The organism is Lactobacillus sp. wkB8 (assembly GCF_000761135.1).
GTDB lineage: Bacteria > Bacillota > Bacilli > Lactobacillales > Lactobacillaceae > Lactobacillus > Lactobacillus helsingborgensis.
The window spans coordinates 1,593,521-1,610,309 of record NZ_CP009531.1 but is presented as its reverse complement, the minus strand read 5'-3'; the positions used below and the strand labels follow the sequence as shown (position 1 = coordinate 1,610,309).

Annotated in this window: 16 protein-coding genes; 10 read left to right on the top strand and 6 right to left on the bottom strand. The window is 36.1% G+C overall.

The genetic code is table 11. The features are described from left to right. Positions 1 to 66 precede the first annotated feature (66 nt). Positions 67 to 687, top strand: a complete 621-nt coding sequence (locus LACWKB8_RS07545; RefSeq protein ID WP_038524142.1) for an LVIS_2131 family protein — start codon at positions 67 to 69, stop codon at positions 685 to 687. Between the two features lie 99 nt (positions 688 to 786). On the opposite strand, the gene LACWKB8_RS07540 is transcribed toward LACWKB8_RS07545, so the two are convergent. Continuing rightward, positions 787 to 2,292, bottom strand: coding sequence for an O-antigen ligase family protein (locus tag LACWKB8_RS07540; protein WP_038524139.1), 1,506 nt, complete (start codon positions 2,290 to 2,292; stop codon positions 787 to 789). Between the two features lie 107 nt (positions 2,293 to 2,399). Next, on the bottom strand, positions 2,400 to 2,714 hold the full coding sequence (locus tag LACWKB8_RS07535) for a hypothetical protein (protein ID WP_038524137.1): 315 nt from the start codon (positions 2,712 to 2,714) through the stop codon (positions 2,400 to 2,402). A 94-nt stretch (positions 2,715 to 2,808) separates the two neighbouring features. On the opposite strand from LACWKB8_RS07535, the gene LACWKB8_RS07530 reads away from it, so the two are divergent. From LACWKB8_RS07530 to LACWKB8_RS07515, 4 genes are all read left to right on the top strand, one after another. Next, the gene (locus LACWKB8_RS07530; protein WP_038524133.1) at positions 2,809 to 3,354 is read left to right on the top strand and encodes a guanylate kinase; all 546 of its coding nucleotides are present in this window, start codon (positions 2,809 to 2,811) and stop codon (positions 3,352 to 3,354) included. Positions 3,355 to 3,546: 192 nt separating this feature from the next. Next, positions 3,547 to 4,038: a C40 family peptidase gene (locus tag LACWKB8_RS07525; RefSeq protein WP_038524130.1), complete on the top strand. Its 492-nt coding sequence runs from the start codon at positions 3,547 to 3,549 to the stop codon at positions 4,036 to 4,038. A gap of 231 nt (positions 4,039 to 4,269) precedes the next feature. Then, positions 4,270 to 4,992, top strand: coding sequence for a C40 family peptidase (locus LACWKB8_RS07520; protein ID WP_038524127.1), 723 nt, complete (start codon positions 4,270 to 4,272; stop codon positions 4,990 to 4,992). 153 nt (positions 4,993 to 5,145) lie between these two features. Next, a complete protein-coding gene (locus LACWKB8_RS07515; RefSeq protein WP_038524125.1) occupies positions 5,146 to 6,066 on the top strand; it encodes a C40 family peptidase in 921 nt (306 codons plus the stop codon). Between the two features lie 78 nt (positions 6,067 to 6,144). On the opposite strand, the gene hflX is transcribed toward LACWKB8_RS07515, so the two are convergent. The 4 genes from hflX to LACWKB8_RS07495 form a co-directional block, all read right to left on the bottom strand. Then, positions 6,145 to 7,425 carry a GTPase HflX gene (gene hflX, locus LACWKB8_RS07510; RefSeq protein ID WP_038524122.1) on the bottom strand — a complete coding sequence of 427 codons (1,281 nt, stop codon included), beginning with the start codon at positions 7,423 to 7,425 and terminating at the stop codon, positions 6,145 to 6,147. Positions 7,426 to 7,664: 239 nt separating this feature from the next. Next, a complete protein-coding gene (locus tag LACWKB8_RS07505) occupies positions 7,665 to 9,233 on the bottom strand; it encodes a hydantoinase/oxoprolinase family protein (protein ID WP_038524119.1) in 1,569 nt (522 codons plus the stop codon). Positions 9,234 to 9,248: 15 nt separating this feature from the next. After that, positions 9,249 to 10,349 carry a DUF917 domain-containing protein gene (locus LACWKB8_RS07500; RefSeq protein ID WP_038524116.1) on the bottom strand — a complete coding sequence of 367 codons (1,101 nt, stop codon included), beginning with the start codon at positions 10,347 to 10,349 and terminating at the stop codon, positions 9,249 to 9,251. Between the two features lie 3 nt (positions 10,350 to 10,352). Next, positions 10,353 to 11,702, bottom strand: coding sequence for a cytosine permease (locus LACWKB8_RS07495; protein ID WP_038524113.1), 1,350 nt, complete (start codon positions 11,700 to 11,702; stop codon positions 10,353 to 10,355). A gap of 467 nt (positions 11,703 to 12,169) precedes the next feature. Between LACWKB8_RS07495 and LACWKB8_RS07490 the strand changes: the two genes are divergently transcribed. The 5 genes from LACWKB8_RS07490 to LACWKB8_RS07470 all read left to right on the top strand — a co-directional run bounded on the left by LACWKB8_RS07490 (position 12,170) and on the right by LACWKB8_RS07470 (position 16,773). Next, positions 12,170 to 13,606 carry an MFS transporter gene (locus LACWKB8_RS07490; protein WP_038524111.1) on the top strand — a complete coding sequence of 479 codons (1,437 nt, stop codon included), beginning with the start codon at positions 12,170 to 12,172 and terminating at the stop codon, positions 13,604 to 13,606. 133 nt (positions 13,607 to 13,739) lie between these two features. After that, positions 13,740 to 14,027, top strand: a complete 288-nt coding sequence (locus tag LACWKB8_RS07485; protein ID WP_038524108.1) for a type II toxin-antitoxin system HicB family antitoxin — start codon at positions 13,740 to 13,742, stop codon at positions 14,025 to 14,027. Between the two features lie 336 nt (positions 14,028 to 14,363). Beyond that, the gene (locus LACWKB8_RS07480) at positions 14,364 to 14,930 is read left to right on the top strand and encodes a hypothetical protein (RefSeq protein WP_038524104.1); all 567 of its coding nucleotides are present in this window, start codon (positions 14,364 to 14,366) and stop codon (positions 14,928 to 14,930) included. 101 nt (positions 14,931 to 15,031) lie between these two features. Further along, positions 15,032 to 16,153 (top strand): LCP family protein, encoded by a 1,122-nt coding sequence (locus tag LACWKB8_RS07475; protein WP_038524101.1) that lies wholly within the window; start codon positions 15,032 to 15,034, stop codon positions 16,151 to 16,153. Continuing rightward, complete coding sequence (locus LACWKB8_RS07470) at positions 16,153 to 16,773, top strand: glycerol-3-phosphate acyltransferase (protein WP_166484968.1); 621 nt, start codon at positions 16,153 to 16,155, stop codon at positions 16,771 to 16,773. Before LACWKB8_RS07475 ends, LACWKB8_RS07470 begins: the two co-directional genes overlap by 1 nt. Positions 16,774 to 16,789 lie beyond the last annotated feature (16 nt).

The following is a 16,789-nucleotide window of genomic DNA, read 5'->3' as shown; positions in this document are numbered from 1 at the left end:
ATAAGAACTCAACTATTCAAAAAATGCTTTTTACAATATAATGGAGAAAAGTGTAGGGGGTCCGTCATGATTAGCTGGAATCTACTTGGGGTTTTGTTATGGGTAGTTATTATTTTGTACCTGGTTTTCGTTGTACAAAATATTCGCAAGCGCCGTATTACCATGATTATCAAAAAGCACAGACAGTTTAGCTGGCCTAATTTTTTAATTGATTTAATAGAAGTGGCAATTCTATTAGTAGGTATTGTTTGGCTGTTCGGTAAAACCATGTTAGATAACCCCGATCTTGATGATACTAGTAAGATTACCTCGAATATCACATACCAGCCAATCGTCATGAATACTGGTGAAGGTAATTCAAGTTATGTAACAATCAATTCTAAAAAGAAAAAAATTAGCACACAGACCTTTACATATTATCGACCAGGCAAAAAAATCAAAGTATCTAGTGACTTTGCCACTGTGGCTTACGGCAAAAGCCCACTAGATTTAAATGCTGCCAGAATTCCTTATGACAAAAAGCAATTAACTAAAATGGATCGTAAATATCAGCGCGCTTATGTTGCGATTTATACGGCTACTTATAAAAAAGTTTGGCAAAATGGAATAGGGATGCATGCTGGTCACAATGCCACAAGGTACTACTTAATCAGGATACCTGATGCTTCTTTTATTAAGGAAAAATAAAAAACGTAAATGAAATAGCTGGGAATTTGGGAATGTTTGCACAATTATTGGTTTAAGCAAACGATTGTGCAGCAATCCAGTTTCATTTACGCTTTTTTGTTATTCTTTTTTATTGACTTGTACTAATAGATTGCCTTCGATAAATGCCAAAATAAAGCTGGCAGTTAAAAAGTCGACTACGTTGCCAGATGAAAATGCAGCTAATAAGATAAAACCGCTGGAAACTGTTAAAGAACTTACCAGGTATGTGCGTGCAGTTTTATATTTGAGCCACCTATATGCACTATATAGCAATACCGCAAGGTAAGGACCGACAAATAGCAGCATACCCAACCAGCCTAACGAATATATTTGTGCAGCAAAATCACGTTCTAAATTAAAAATATTGTTTTCTCTTATATAGGAAATACCAAAAAACTTGTCTAAAGGATTATTGTTTGTCTTCACAACCTGATTAAGCATGGCTTTTTCAATGTGGCGGTTTTCCATACGGGATTGACCGGGTTCACGAATAATTTTTAGCCAAAATTCAGGGTCATATTGATAAGGATAGCTTTTTAAAACAAATTTTGGATTAAGTGCATATTCTTGATAATTTTGCTTAATAAAGCAGCGTAGAAATTTCGCTCTTTTTTCTCCTGTAGGATATTTTTTTAAACCAGCAGCTAATTCCTGCTTTTTATCTGTCAGGTCATGATCAGATTGCTTTGCTAAGTAAATTTCATAGTTATATCTTTGAATTGCTGGTCCAAAAGGCAAAATAACTAAAGAGCCTGCTTCAATTATAACGGCAACCAGAAAAGCTTTGCCCCCGTTTTTAACGTCCTTGATTAAAAACTTATGGATGGCAAAAACAATTACGCTGACGATTATTCCGCCAATTAAACCAATCGCTGCTACTTTGGTACCAATCTCAATCATTGCTAATGCCTGTACAATATTGAGTAGGACAGTAAGCCAATTAAATGAAGTAAAAAGGTAATAAAGCATCAGCGGCAGCAACATAAATAGTACTGCTGAAATCATATTGGTAAAATTAAAGAAGCCCTTAGATGCCATATGGGAATAACCAATATTGGGATTAAAAAACCATTCAAAAATATTGGCGCTAATGGTGCCAGTTTCATACGATTTAAGCGAAATTATGAATAAATTAGATAAGACGATAGTCCCGGAAAAAAGTCCAGAAATGCCTTCGATAACATGTTGCAGCTGCTTTTCTTTAAAGCCTAATTCATTAGTTAAATAAAGAACTGTTAATGGTAGCACCATTCTGATGAGGTAAAAGATTTCACCAGTTGGTGTGTAACCATAACCATTGGGACTAACACTGTTAAAGTGTTGCACATGTACTAAATGCAAAGCCGAGTATAGAATTAATAGCACTATATAAATCAGCAACCATTTTTGGCGTGATAATCTTTGCCAAGAATTTTTAGCACTAAAGTAAAGACAAACTAATGTAAAAACGGCTAGAATACGAATAATTGTTGGTAGAGTAAAGGGTAAAATATTGGCTAAAGTTCCATGGTAAAACCAATATAAGTCTAAAAATGGCTGGATTAGAATAAACCAGAATAAAACGGTTCTTGCTTTTTCTTTCACTTTTGTCTCCATATCATAAATATTTTCATGATTTAATTTTAGGCAAAAATAAGACAAAAAAAAAGAGCAGTGAACCATATTCACTGTTTCTTAATTAAAATTTGTTGCTAATCCTTTTTAGTGGCATCATCTGCAGCATCTTGATCAGATTTTGCAATTTTTTCTACCTTAACATCACTTTTAGCTAAAGCTTGAATTTCCTTGATTTTCTTTTTAGGAACACTCTTTAAATTCTTGAAGTTGACTACTATTTTATGATTAAGGTCGCTAACTGCAGTTTTGTCAGTAGGATCAAAATCAATAATTGATAGGAGAGCAGAATTTTCGTAAATTTTTTCGACTTTACCTAAAAAAGGCTTTGTTAGTTCTTCTTCAGACTTGGCGCTGAGAATGTCATCTGCTTTTACGTCTGCTTTTTTCATAATATTATTTACTTCCTCTCTCAACCATGTTTCATTATAATAGAAAGATATTATTATAAAAGTGAATTGTTTTCAAGTAAAGGAAGCTCGGGTTTTGCAAAAATTAATTTTAATTGCCGGTCCTAGTGGCGCTGGTAAAACGACTGTTTCAGAATATTTAGCGCAAAAGTTTGCTATTCCGCGTGTACTGACACATACTACTAGACCAATTAGACCGGGTGAAATTCCCAATAAGTCATATCATTTTGAAAGCGAGGAGAGTTTTAGTCAGTTACATTTTTTTGAACATGTCCAATATGGTTCTTATCAATATGGTTCAAGTCAAGAAGCATTGACCAATGCCTGGGAACATCACGATATAGTGTCGCTTATAGTTGATATTAAAGGAGCAGCATCATATTTAGCTGCAATTAGAGAACAAGTTTTCTTCTTATACATTACAACCAGTTCCCAAAGAATATTGGCAGAGCGTTTGCTTAAGCGGGGCGACGATCCGAATAAAATTAAAGAACGTTTAAGTGGCAGTGAACTAAATACCTTACCTGATTCTTTAAAAGGAAGCGCGCACATACTGGTTAATGATGATTGGAATGAAACCAAAAAGGAACTTGCAGCAATAGTTCATAGCTTGAAAAAATAGCTAAGGAGAATTTAATTACACTTTGTAAAAAATATTTGTGTTTCAAAATATAATTCTTAACATTTTGTAGCTCGTTTGACACGAATGTGTAACATTAAATGTTTAAGATAGAAAATGTCGAATAAAAAGAGTAAGTAAATTTATGTACGGCTTGCTCAGTACGGAGAAATTTGTCTAGAAAAGAGCCTAATTTTGAAACACGGACACAAAAAGAGCTTAATCAAGCTTATAACTGCTATAGTTTTATTTTTTACAAGTGCTGCTGGTGCTACTGTAGTGACTGCTACTACAGCTAAAGACGTCAGTGCCTGTGCAGTAACTAAAAAAAGGACAGCTGTGGCCACACTTGCCAAAAAGCAAGTTGGCAAAGGTTATGTGTATGGTGCTACCGGCCCATATTCATTTGATTGCTCTGGTCTGGTGCAATATGTTTACAAAAAGGCTGGTAATAAAGTTTTACCAAGAACCACTTATTCGCAAGTAACTCAAGGCAAAAAAGTTTCACTTAAAAAGTTAAAGAAGGGCGATTTACTTTTCTGGGGTTCTTCTGTTTCTCCGTATCATGTCGGAATTTATGTTGGCGATAATCAATTTGTTCATGCGGCAACACCAAGTCAAGGTGTTTTGAAGCAATCACTAAGTGCTTACTTTTATCCATCGGCTGCTAAAAGAATTCTAGAGTAGAAATTTAATAATTTTTCCGTTTGACCAATAATTCATATTTACTTCTATAAATAACAAGAACATTTTAAATAAGGTCCTTTATCATATTAAATAGATGGAAGGGCTTTTTTACTTACTAGTATTATTATTGTAACCTTCTTGTAATAATCTACGAGTAAAATTGATTTTGTAACATAGAAGTAGAATTGAATTGTCTTAAACATTTAATGTGATGACGGGAGGATATTGATTTTGAAAGTAAAAAGTAATTGGGTAAAATTTACTACTGCAGCAGCTTTAGCAGTTACTGGGTTTGGCGTTGCCAACTTAGCTAATTCTAATGCAACAGCTGCGACTGTTAAAGCGGCTACGAAAAAAGTAAAAATCAATTATGTCCCTGGTTATGGCATTAATATATGGGATAATTATGAAAATCCTAACTTTACTGGCGAGCGGATTAAACACGGGAAAACTGTTGCCGTTTTGAGCAGCGCTATTGACCAAAAAGGCAATACTTGGTATAAAATTGGCGAAAATCAATGGATTCAAGCGCGTTATACAGTTAAACCTGGCACCAAAATCAAGGCAGTTTCTCCTCAGAAAAAATCCGTCAAACAAGCTGAAAAAGTTGTTGACTTGGCTAACGCTGAAGTGGGTAAAGCTTACGCTTGGGGTGGCAATGGTCCACAAGGATTCGATTGTTCAGGTCTAGCTCAATATGTTTATAGTAAAGCTGCTGGTATGAATTTGAGTCGCACTACTTATTCTCAAGTTAAGGAAGGTAAAAAAGTTTCATTGCAGAATTTGAAGCCGGGAGACCTCTTATTCTGGGGTTCATCGACCGCCCCTTATCACGTGGGAATTTATGTTGGTAATAACCAATATGTCCATGCAGCAACACCAACTCAAGGAGTTGTTAGAGAAAATTTGAGTTCATACTTCTATCCATCAGTTGCTAAGCGTGTTCTTGACTAAGAATACGATTTAAGAAAAAACACTTAGAAAATTTCTAAGTGTTTTTTTATTGCAGTTTGATTAGTGTAACTTGATTAAATATCTGAAGCGGTTAAAATAAAATTGAATACTAATTTTTGATCACATTATACTACCTGAAGGAGAATTAATTTGATGAAGCGTAATTTTTGGAAAATGGGTCTTGCAGCAGCATTGACACTCACCGGAATTGGTGTGGCTTCACCACAGAAAATTGTGGATGCTGCTACGCTAAAAACTCCAGTTAAAAGAATAGAAATAAATTGCTTACCAAGTAAGAGCGTCAAAATTTGGACTAATTATGAGGGTGGACAGTTAATTAACTTTCGCGCTAAAAATAAAAGTAAGTGGAATGTTGCTAAAACGGCGGTGGATCGTAAAGGCAAATTATGGTACATGATTGGTGATAGTGAGTGGATTGAAGCGCGCTATACCAAAGATTTAGAAGAACAATCTAATACGAAAACTGCTCAAGAACAAGTAAAAAAAGCTGCTACCAAAAAGAAAATTAAAAAATCTAAGCTTAAGATTAAAGCTAAGAAGGTAGTGAAGAAGGTACCAAAGCAAAAAGTACAAAAACAAAAAGTAGTAGTACCTCAGCTTAGTAATGTTGTAAAAAAGAAAAGTAACAAAACTACTGCAGCTCCAACCATTACTCATGTGAGCGATAAAAATGTTTCTCCTAATGTTTCTAAAAGGGCGCAAGCGGTAGTCAACTTGGCAGAAAGCCAAGTCGGCAAAGGCTATGTTTGGGGCGGCAATGGGCCGGACAATTTTGATTGTTCAGGTTTAGTGCAGTATGTTTATAACCAAGTCGGAGGCGTTAAATTGCCGCGGGTGACAACTGATCAGGTCAAAGTAGGCGTAACGGTGGCTATGGATCAATTGCAGCCTGGTGATTTGCTATATTGGGGGTCAGCCGACGCGCCTTACCATGTTGGTATTTATGTCGGCAATAATCAATATGTCTGTGCTGCGACACCGGAGCAGGGTGTGGTTTTGCAAACAATAAGCTCTTACTTTTATCCTTGTGTTGCTAAAAGGGTAATTGCTTAGAAGAGAAGATGCCATAACTTTGGCAGTACGTATCGTTAAAATAAAAAAGCTTCTTACAGTGTGTAAGAAGTTTTTTGTTTAGACAATATAATTTGAAAATCTATTTTGTTGTTCTGGAGCTAAACGAACAGTCACATGAATGCCGTCGTTTTGAAAATTCTCACTGATTATTTGTGCATTTTCATGTAGATAAGATAGTGTTTTACCATCTGACAGTGGCAATAGCAATCTGGTTCTTTTGTAATTAACGAATATTCTTTTAGTAATTAGATTGGCTAAAGTAGTAATCGACTTAGGATCAGTTGCGGAATATAGAATATTACTGCCCTCAATTTGCGGATAATTTCTTTCTGACTTATCGGCTTTATTGTAAGCAGTAATCATAGGGGTGTTTTTGATGCCAATTTCATTCAGAACATTTTGTGTAGTGCGGATCATTTGAATCATATTTGGATCAGATGCATCTACAACATTTATCAGTAAATCGGCATCCCTTACTTCTTGCAAAGTAGCCTTAAAAGACTCAACTAAGTTATGAGGCAGCTTTGAAATAAACCCTACTGTATCAGAGAGAATAAAGCTAAAATTGTTATCTAACTCTATGCGCCTGACATTAGTATCTAATGTAGCAAATAGCATATTTTTAACAAAAACCTGCTTGTCGCTATGTTTAGAAAACTCTTGTAAAAGCCCATTCATCGTGGTTGATTTACCAGCATTCGTATAACCAACCAAAGCGACTTTGGGAATATTATTTTGATTACGTCTTTTGGCTTTTATTTCTTCCTGCTGCGAGATTTCTTTTAATTCATTCTTGATGATGGCAATTTGTTTACCGATAGTTCTTCGGTTTAACTCTAGTTTTGATTCACCCGCACCACGGTTGGCAAAACCACCGCCAGTGGAACCGCCGTTTCCTCTTTGCTGGTCTAAATTGTTTTCAGACGGATGCAACCGAGGCAGTTCATATTGCAACCGCGCCAGCTGCACTTGTAATTTTGCTTGTTTAGTGCGAGCTCGCTTTGAAAATATTTCTAAAATTAGTTCGGTGCGGTCAATTACACGTAGTTTGGTCAATTTTTCTAAATTGCGAATTTGAACTGGCGTCAATTCATCATTAAGGATAAGTACCTTTGCCTTTAAGCCGCGTGCCATATCTTTAATTTCATTAATTTTACCTAGACCAAAATACGTTCCAGCTACTACATGCTCTGCATTTTGTCGTGCCTGTCCCACTACTTCCATATTGGCAGCTTCAGTCAAATTGGCAAGTTCAGTCATATAATAATCAAAATTAGAATCGTTTAAGTTAACCCCGGCAATAAATGCTTTAGCTTTACGTGGAGTGTTTTCAATCATTTAATTCTCTTTCTATATTAATAGATAGTTACGGGAAAATTTATTTTAAAATTCAAAAATCCACATAGTTCATTCTTCTTTCGCTAATTTATTAGTTTAATTTTAATACAAAATAGCTGCTTAACCAAACTTTCTAGTGGGGATTGAAGATAGACAAATAACAAAAATAGGTTAAAAAGAAAGCTGAGTAGTTTTTAAAAACCATTCAGCTTAAAATAAAAAAATTTTATGAATAAAGTTTAAGCTTCTTTTTCATTATCAATTTCACCTATGACTTTAGCTTTAACTCTAGTTGTTTCTCCTGGAGCGTAGGCAAGTGGCACCTCTGTCACTTCAACTACTTTAATAGTATCGGCTTTTGCACCAGCCATTATTGCTTGCTGCCCTGCCTGCTTTTCTACATCAGATAATGCATCTGAGCGCTTAACATGAGCATATTGGTAAACTTTCTCATATTCACCACCAATGCTGGCAATTGTAGCACCAATAGCATTCGCAACACCGCCAAAATCACTTTTTGTAATGTGTTTAACTCCTTTGAGAGTTTCAGGTGCAATAATTGCCCCTCCGCCAACTAAAACTACTTCCACATCTTCGGCACTTGTTTTCATCTGATCAATACCATCTTCTAAGATAGCAGCGATCTTCCTCATTGCTTTTTGTGCAGTATCTTCATCGATTGACTCTACTAACTTAGGATCACCAATTTGACATAGTCCAAGACGAACAGCAATATCAGTTGTTGTTAACGTGTCTCCGCCAAAAACGAGGGCCTTTTCGGTAATAGCATAACCTACGCTATCAGGACCGACAGTAACTGAACCATCATCACTGACCCGCACAATTGTACCACCACCAAGTCCAACAGATAATACGTCAGGCATTCTAAAGTTAGTACGAACGCCACCTACAGTTACAGCCTTTGAAGATTCACGTGGAAAGCCGTTTGTTAACACGCCAATATCAGAAGTAGTCCCGCCAATATCAACTGTTAAAGCATTTTTAATTTTAGACAAATAAGCTGCACCGCGAATACTGTTCGTTGGGCCGCTACCGATTGTTAAAATAGGATACTTAGCAGCATATTCTAATGACATCAACGTACCATCATTTTGACATAAATAAACAGTAGCATTAGTAATTTTTTCATCTGCCAATGCGTGTGAAAAACCGTGGGTAACGTTTTTGATAACTTTGTTTAAAGCAGCATTTAAAATAGTAGCATTTTCTCGTCCGATCAAGCCGATGGAGCCAATTGAAGATGAGATAGAAACGGGAAAGTCAGAGCCTAAGATTTCGTGAGCTATTGCACTGACACGTTTTTCCTGATCATCATTAATTGATGAGAAAACTCCAACTACGGCTAATCCATCTATTTGACCTTGCCATTCATTAAGCTTAGTACGCACTTCTTCTTCTGAAAAGGGCACAATTGGATCGCCGTTAAACTCATAACCGCCATGTATTAAAGCATATTTGTTTGACAGAATTTGCGTAATATCTTCAGGCCATTCTGTATAAGGCAAAACGGACGCGGTTGCGGGATAGCCAATTCGCAGAATACCTACTTTACCGAGATTTTTACGTTCAACAATTGCATTAGTGGCTTGAGTTGTCCCCAGCATTGCCTGTTTTATTTGCTGAACATCAATATTTTTGCCGTTGACAACTTTATGAATAGCGTTTTTAATACCAGTTTCAATATCTTTAGTAGTATGGGTCTTAGCTGAAACAAGTACATTTAATTTATCATCTAATATTACAGCATCAGTATTTGTACCACCGACATCAATTCCTAATTTATACACCTAATTTTCCTCCTATTAATTATTGTATTCTGCGTAACGTTTTTCAATTGGAACATAATCAACATCGTATTTGAAATACCGCGGTCCTACGAGTTTTATGCCGGCTTCGGTGCGCCATTTTTCATTGGCTGGCAAGCCCAGAACCATAATCCGTTTACCATAACGGACTTCTTCATTTGTAATAGGAAGCAAAGTGTCAATATCAACCATAGTGATTAAATCGGGAACGGTTGCCAAAATTTTGCCGTCAAGCTGCATAATAATATTTTCGTTTTGGAAAGAAATTTTACCAGTTTGCCCCTCATTTTCATTAAGACCGCCCAAAGTAATTTCACCAAAGTTAAATCCACCCTTAGTGACATGTGAAATATCCGTGATTTTAGCTGTCATCAGTTTATACCCATGAGTTAAACGCAATAATTCACTTAACGCACTGTCAACGGAGTCGTAATCATTGGCATGTTGAATTAACTGCCCAATTTTTTGACTCAAATCAACGATGTTCAAAACCCCAGCTTCACGTATTTGTTTACCAGTTAATGAATCACTGGCGCTTGAAGATGTAGCACCCACTTGCACTGTGAAGTTACGACCGATACGCTCAGCCCAGAATGCATCGGGAGTATTAATTAGTGAGGTATTACCCCGCTCATCTGACAAAACCATAGGAGTTACTGAATGTCCTGCTAAAACAAAAGTTGACATCTGTAATTCTGGGAAAGCCCGTCCCATTCCGTCAGCATCTGCAATCGGCAAGTCCATATTGGCGGCTGCAACGATTGGCATCATCGAATTGATACCACCTGCTTCAATCGGGAAGGTACCATAAATTTTTTTGCCATAATATTGCTCAAAAATTTTAAAAGCATTCACGAACTCATTTCCATTAGGAAATTTTTCCATTGAAACTGCTGGAGCCCCAATATTTGAGGCTGAAACAAATAATTCGTCATCCGGAAATTCGTCTGGTGCAAGCAAAGTCACTGGACCGTGTTTTTTAATGGCTGAAATTGCCATCAATTCGCCAATAAACGGATTGCCTCCACCACCTGAGCCCAGCAAAGAAGCTCCAATAGCAATTTGTTTTACATCCTTAATTCCTATTTCTTTACTCAAAATTTATTCCTCTATCCCTTTATTTTTAACTATTCGCTGATCAACTTTTCTAACTAAAAGACTACCTAAGTAGTAGACCAGCCCTGAACTAATAAGAACATTTAAAGATTGAACCCCCCATGTAACGAATTGACCGACTAAAATTCCTATTATCCAAGCGATAACAGTCATTACAGGTAACTTAGCAGAAGTTTGGGGCAACTCTCCTTTAGCCCGACTTTCGTCTAAATTTTTGCGGTCGGTTTTTAAAAGCCAGTAGTCAACAAACATAATGGCTGCTATTGGTGGGAAAACAACGCCTAGTACAGTCAAAAATCCTTGAAATTTATCAATTAAGCCAATAACTGAAAGAATTGTTCCTAATATACCGGTAATAACAGTCATGACAGATCTGTTCAAACTCACTTTAAAAACTTGCCTAAAAAAGTTAACGACATTTAAGCTGGCAGAATAAAGATTCATGTCATTAACTTTAACTGATGACAACACAATTAAAGCAATTCCCAAAGCTCCTGTTAATTGGTAAATAATAGGCATAATTTCTTTTGAGCCAATCGCGTGAGCCATTAACACGCCAATGACATTGACGCCTAATTCACCCACAATCGTACCGATTACACAAACCCAAAAAACATCGCGACCGTTTTTAGTACGTCTGGTTATGTCAGGCATGATGATGGCGCCAACGATAAAATTACCTGTAACCATTGTGATCCCAGCACCCATGCCCATTGCGGCACCAGGAGCAGCCATAGTTACTAAATGACTGAGGCTGTTGCCTTTAAGCATATTGTAAGTGGCAAAGCCCATTACAATGATAAAAGCTGGAATTGAAATGTTGGTTGTCCAACTTAGCCCCTTAAAGCCGAAAATAACAGAAAAGGTAACTAGCAACCCGGTAATAGTAGCAACCAGCTGGTAATTAATATTACTGTGAGTAATTGTGTTCATTATCTGTACCACGCCTTGAGCAAATACAGAGTTCTGAATGCCAAACCAGCCAATTAAACTAATTGCAAAGGTTAAACCAACGATAGCTGAGCCAACTGTGCCAAATCCGGCCCATTTTGACAAAAGACTGGTAGGCAGGCCCTCTCTTTGACCGGCTAAGCCTAAACCAAATGAAATGAACTGCAAAATGACACTCCCCAAAATAGTGGATAGAACAGCGTCATGAAATGTCATTCCGTAACCCAGCTCTGCGCCAAGCATAAATTGACTTAAGGCGACAAATCCTCCAATTTGTACCATTAACACTTTCCACATCGGATCACGTTTGTCTTTAGGGAAACGTTGTGTAGAGTAGTCATCATATGTATCTTCAACTGTGGAATTATGATTTTTTTCCGCCATAGACTTCCTCTTTCTAAAATAACAATAAGTTTATGATGAACAATATAGTCACCGTATTATTAGAATAATTATTATTTGCTAATTAATATCTAATGTTTTTGAGTATAGATTAGTAGTTAATTAAAGTCAATGCTAATTTTTGCTTAGTTTTCAAATGTTTTTAGTGCTAATTTGTAGTAAAAAATAATAATTGCACAAATAATCTTTTTTAAAAATCTATTAATAAAATTTGAGACTGTGTTTGAACAAAATTCAACTAATATTATTTTATTTGAGCTATTTATTTAGCCAAATAAGATATTACAAAATCTAGTCCCAACTTTATTCTGATTGTAAGTTGAGACATTCTTTATCTTGCAAAAACAACTGCATAATATATGCAGTTGTTTTTTACTTGGCAGCTGAGAAAAAAAGAGTATAATTCAAACTATTAAGGTACCTAACTAAATTGAAATGGAGATAAATAAATGACACAAAAAATTAGTTATCAAACAGATATCAAGGTACAAAAAAATCGGTGGTGGATACTAGTTGCCGTTGGACTTTTTACATTTATGTCAACTTTAGACGGCACAATTGTGAATATTGCTTTACCCGTAATTAGTAGTGATCTGCACATCCCAATGAGTCAGTCAGAATGGGTTGTTTCCTTATATTTAATTGTGGTTTGCAGTTTTATCCTGTTTTTTGGGAAGCTAGGTGACATATATGGTAAGATTAAGATCTTTCGCCTAGGAGCAATTTTCTTTATTGCCGGCTCTTTATTATCAGGCTTCAGAATTAATTTGCTATTTTTGCTGTTAGCAAGGGCTATTCAAGCATTTGGAGCTGCCATGACTATGGCAACCAACAACGGAATTATTACTGAAATTTTTCCAAGTACTGAAAGAGGCAGGGCTTTGGGAACTATTGGCTCCTTTGTAGCGCTGGGTTCAATTGCAGGTCCTGGTCTAGGAGGATTGATATTGAGCCGCTTGTCTTGGTCTTATATTTTCTGGCTAAATGTTCCGGTAGGATTGGTTGCCGCAGTTATTGGTGCAATCTTTTTACCCAAAGACATTACATTTACCAAAACCGCGCTGGATAAAACTGGTTCTTTCAGTTTTGCTTTAGGCATGATTACACTGTTTGGCGGCATCTTTTTAGGACAGCAACTGGGTTTTGGCGCATTGCCCGTAATTATAATGCTGTTAGTGGGACTAGTTAGTTTTGTCTGGTTTGTGTATGTCGAAAATCATGCAGTCAACCCTTTATTACAATTTAAGTTGTTTAAAAATCCTGATTTTTCTGTTAGCCTGCTTTGTGCGTTATTAATTTTTATTACGAACTTTTTCTTTAATGTGGTTACACCTTTTTACTTAGAAAATGCTCGGCACTTGTCTCCGAGTCAAACAGGCTATATTTTAATGATTTTACCTGTAGTACAATTGTTTGCGGCTCCAATAGCAGGCTCTCTTTCTGATAAAATTGGGCCCAAATTGATTACCTTTATCGGATTAGTATTGCTATTAATCAGTCAAATTGGTTACATGCTGTGCAACTTAAAATCTTCCATCTGGCTCTTTATAATAAGTATTGCAATTATGGGGCTAGGTAGTGGAATATTCAGTTCACCAAATAACTCGTTGGTAATGGGGTCAGTTGAGCAGAAAGATTTAGGAGTTGCCGGCAGTATCAATTCCTTGTCACGTAATTTAGGTATGGTTATCGGAATATCTAGTGCTACTACGGTATTATTTGCTGCAATGAGTATGGCAAAAGGCAGTCGGGTCACGACTTACTTGCCTAAGCAGCCAGAGATTTTCATTTATGGTATGCACGTAGTCTTTAATATTTCAATAATTATTTGCTTTATTACGGTCATTCTAAGTGGTTGGAGACTATTTAAAAAGAATAATAAATAAAATATAAAAAACGTTGAAAAGAACAATTTTCAGCGCTTTTTTGTGCAAAAGAATAATTTTTTTATAATTATTTCTTCTTTTGGCTATTTTGGGTATATTATGATAGAAGAAAGTGCAAATGAGGAGGTTTAGGATGAACCATAAAGTTGTGACGTATCCGGCTATTTTTAAGCCACTGGAAAATGATATATATGTGATTAAATTTCCTGATGTTAAAGGAGGAATAACAGAAGGACAAGGCTTACGTGAATCAATGAAGATGGCTGCTGACACCCTTGCCAGCCGCTTGTACAACAAACAGGTTTTGCCTAAAGTCAGCAAGATTAGTGATATTGAATTACCAGATGATGGTTCCTTTGTTGCACCAGTTTCTGCAGACTTAACTGAAGCCTCGCGTGATCGTATTAATTACGAAATATAATAGACAAAAAAAGCATCCCAATTCCTTGGGATGCCCTTTTTATTAACTTGTTCCAAAAACTTTTATAATTTTCGGGAACAAATTAATTATAATATATCTAAATTGATTTTGCTAATAATTTTAGCTTCTTTTATTAAAAAGTGCTTTCAAATAAGCTTAAAATGAAAAGTACATAAAAAAGTGCCTTTTATATACCATTCTTAAGGCAGCGGCAGTATAATCTTCCTCCATAAAATATTTATTTATCATAATTATACCGCCTTAGATTTTAACTCAAATTGACAGCAGCATTAATTGAGTGCTATTTTTGAAGAAGAAAAAGTTTGGGAGTAAAATATGCAAATAATTGAGAGTTCAGTTTTGCGGATTGCCGTTTCTGAAAAGGGCGCAAAGCTAGTTAGCCTGATTCCGCAGAACGATCAAAATGATTTTTTTAAAGATGCTGAGAAGCAAAAAGCTTTGAACGTCAGCTTTGAAGGAGCGGACCAAAAAGAAAATTGGGCTGAATTATTGCCGTGGACTATTGTTGATAAGGGAGATTCACGTGTAAGTTTGGCCTTAATAGACGATGCTGCCAGTTATAAAAAATTTCCCTTTCATTTTGAAGTGATTTTAACTTATGCTATTGATGGGAACAAGGTAGATATTAAATTTTATTTGAAAAATAATTCACATAAGGATATGCCATTTTCAGTAAAATTTACAGTACCTCTTTTTGAAGATTGGTCTGTTAAAGCTAATGCAAATGAAGTTGAAGTGGTTAAAAATAAGTCTAAATTGGCCTTGTCTTCAACGGATTTTATTATTACTAAAGAGAATAGCGAAGTGACTGCAGTACGCAGCAATTCAATTCTCACTAGTGATAGCGATGAGAATTTAGTGTTAACCTTAACTTTGAGTTAAACATTGTAATATTTTTAATAAGATGTGTAACAAACCGACAGCGGCTTGTTTTTTTTGCTATAATGTACTCATTGTAATTAAATTTTGGGTAATAAAAAGTTATGGATCACAACGATAATCATCCGAGTAAAAGTCGGGTTGAATTACATGAGAGAGATTACCATAAAAAGAGACGTATTCTAGCCTGGGTGTTAAGTATCACAGCTCTTTTAATTACGGCGATTGGTGTATATTCAGCGTATATTTATTTTCGAACAAAAAATGCTGTCGATGATGCCTATGACAGCAGTAATCGTGTTCAAGTTAAAAATGGTGAGTTTGACGGTAAGAAAAAATTTGCGGTATTGCTGATGGGCACAGATACAGGCGCTCTTGACCGCAAAGAAAAAAATGGCAACACTGACACAATTATTATTGCAGTAGTTAATCCGCAAAAAAAGCGTTATACATTGATGTCTGTACCGCGTGATACAATGGCAGAAATGGTGGGCGCAGATGAATTTCAAGTAAAAAAAATAAATGCAGCCTATCCTATAGGCGGAGCTGCAATGTCAATGGCAAGTGTTTCAAAGTTGGTAAATGTACCTATTAAATATTACGCTCTAGTTAATATGAAAGGTATTATGCGCCTGATCCGTTATGTTGGTGGTATCAATATCAGGCCAACTCTTAGCTTTGAATATGGTGGCTATATTTTTAAGAAAAACCAGTTGACTCATATGGGTGGTGGTGGCGCTTTAGCTTATGCGCGCATGCGCTATGACGATCCAGAAGGCGATTATGGGCGCCAAAAACGTCAGCGTCAGGTAATTACAACTATTATTAAAAAAGCAGTATCGCTGAACACTCTTACTAAACTAGATTCAGTTCTAGAATCAATCTCTGGCAGCGTTAAAACCAACTTGCCGTTTGATGCACTAAGACAGATTGTATTTAATTATCAAGATGCAACTAAGAACGTCAAAAATGATTACCTTCATGGTCACAATGCTACGATAGATGGTGCTTCTTACCAAGTACAATCTACTAAAGAGCTGCAACGCGTTTCTGACTATTTACGTGCTGAATTAGGGTTACCTTTGACCACAGTAAACAATAATGAAACTTATCAAAATAAGCGTAATAAAATTGCGGGCTTTGATTTTAAAAATCCTGATAGTCAAGATTACCAGATTTATGATGATTATCAAAACCAAAATTCTCAGGAAGAAGGTGACTATTAATAATGCGTTTGTGGTCGATCATAATTGGTTATGCGTTTGGCTGCTTATTGGCTGCAGTACTAGTTTGTCGTTTTGCTTTGAACCAAGATCCTACCAAAGTAGGTTCTGGCAATCCCGGAACGGCAAATGTGGGAGCTGTGTTTGGAAAAAAATGGGGCATAATCACTTGTCTAGGTGATTTACTAAAAACACTTATTTGCCTTTTAATTGTGCATCATATTTTTTCAAGCAAAATTGCTCTTGTGTACGCCGGCTTAGGCTTAATGCTGGGCCATTGCTTTCCTTTTTGGGAGCATTTTAAGGGCGGCAAGGGCGTGACAGTAGCTGTTTTAGTAGCTGCCATTTATGACACAAGAGCAGCTGCAATTACATTATTAGTTGCCTTGTTCCTTTTAATAACATTACAAAATTTGACGGTTCCTCCGATAATTTTTATAATATTGTTCAGTTTATACGAACTAATAAAGATCAAAGAAGCCGGATTAGTATTATTGCTGATGACGTCGATCATGATTTTCAAATTTAGATCTGATCTACGTGACTTTTTTACTGGCAACGGCAAAAAAGTTGATGTCTTATACACAATTAAAAAGAAATTGGGTATTAAACGCGATAATTAATAGCAACATTTTTAGT

What these genes read in the sequence shown, in the direction of transcription:
- LACWKB8_RS07475 (WP_038524101.1), top strand. Translation starts at nt 15,032, where the DNA reads ATGGATCACAACGATAATCATCCGAGTAAAAGTCGGGTTGAATTACAT.
- LACWKB8_RS07490 (WP_038524111.1), top strand. Translation starts at nt 12,170, where the DNA reads ATGACACAAAAAATTAGTTATCAAACAGATATCAAGGTACAAAAAAAT.
- LACWKB8_RS07515 (WP_038524125.1), top strand. Translation starts at nt 5,146, where the DNA reads ATGAAGCGTAATTTTTGGAAAATGGGTCTTGCAGCAGCATTGACACTC.
- LACWKB8_RS07480 (WP_038524104.1), top strand. Translation starts at nt 14,364, where the DNA reads ATGCAAATAATTGAGAGTTCAGTTTTGCGGATTGCCGTTTCTGAAAAG.
- LACWKB8_RS07485 (WP_038524108.1), top strand. Translation starts at nt 13,740, where the DNA reads ATGAACCATAAAGTTGTGACGTATCCGGCTATTTTTAAGCCACTGGAA.
- LACWKB8_RS07495 (WP_038524113.1), bottom strand. Translation starts at nt 11,702, where the DNA reads ATGGCGGAAAAAAATCATAATTCCACAGTTGAAGATACATATGATGAC.
- LACWKB8_RS07535 (WP_038524137.1), bottom strand. Translation starts at nt 2,714, where the DNA reads ATGAAAAAAGCAGACGTAAAAGCAGATGACATTCTCAGCGCCAAGTCT.
- LACWKB8_RS07545 (WP_038524142.1), top strand. Translation starts at nt 67, where the DNA reads ATGATTAGCTGGAATCTACTTGGGGTTTTGTTATGGGTAGTTATTATT.
- hflX (WP_038524122.1), bottom strand. Translation starts at nt 7,425, where the DNA reads ATGATTGAAAACACTCCACGTAAAGCTAAAGCATTTATTGCCGGGGTT.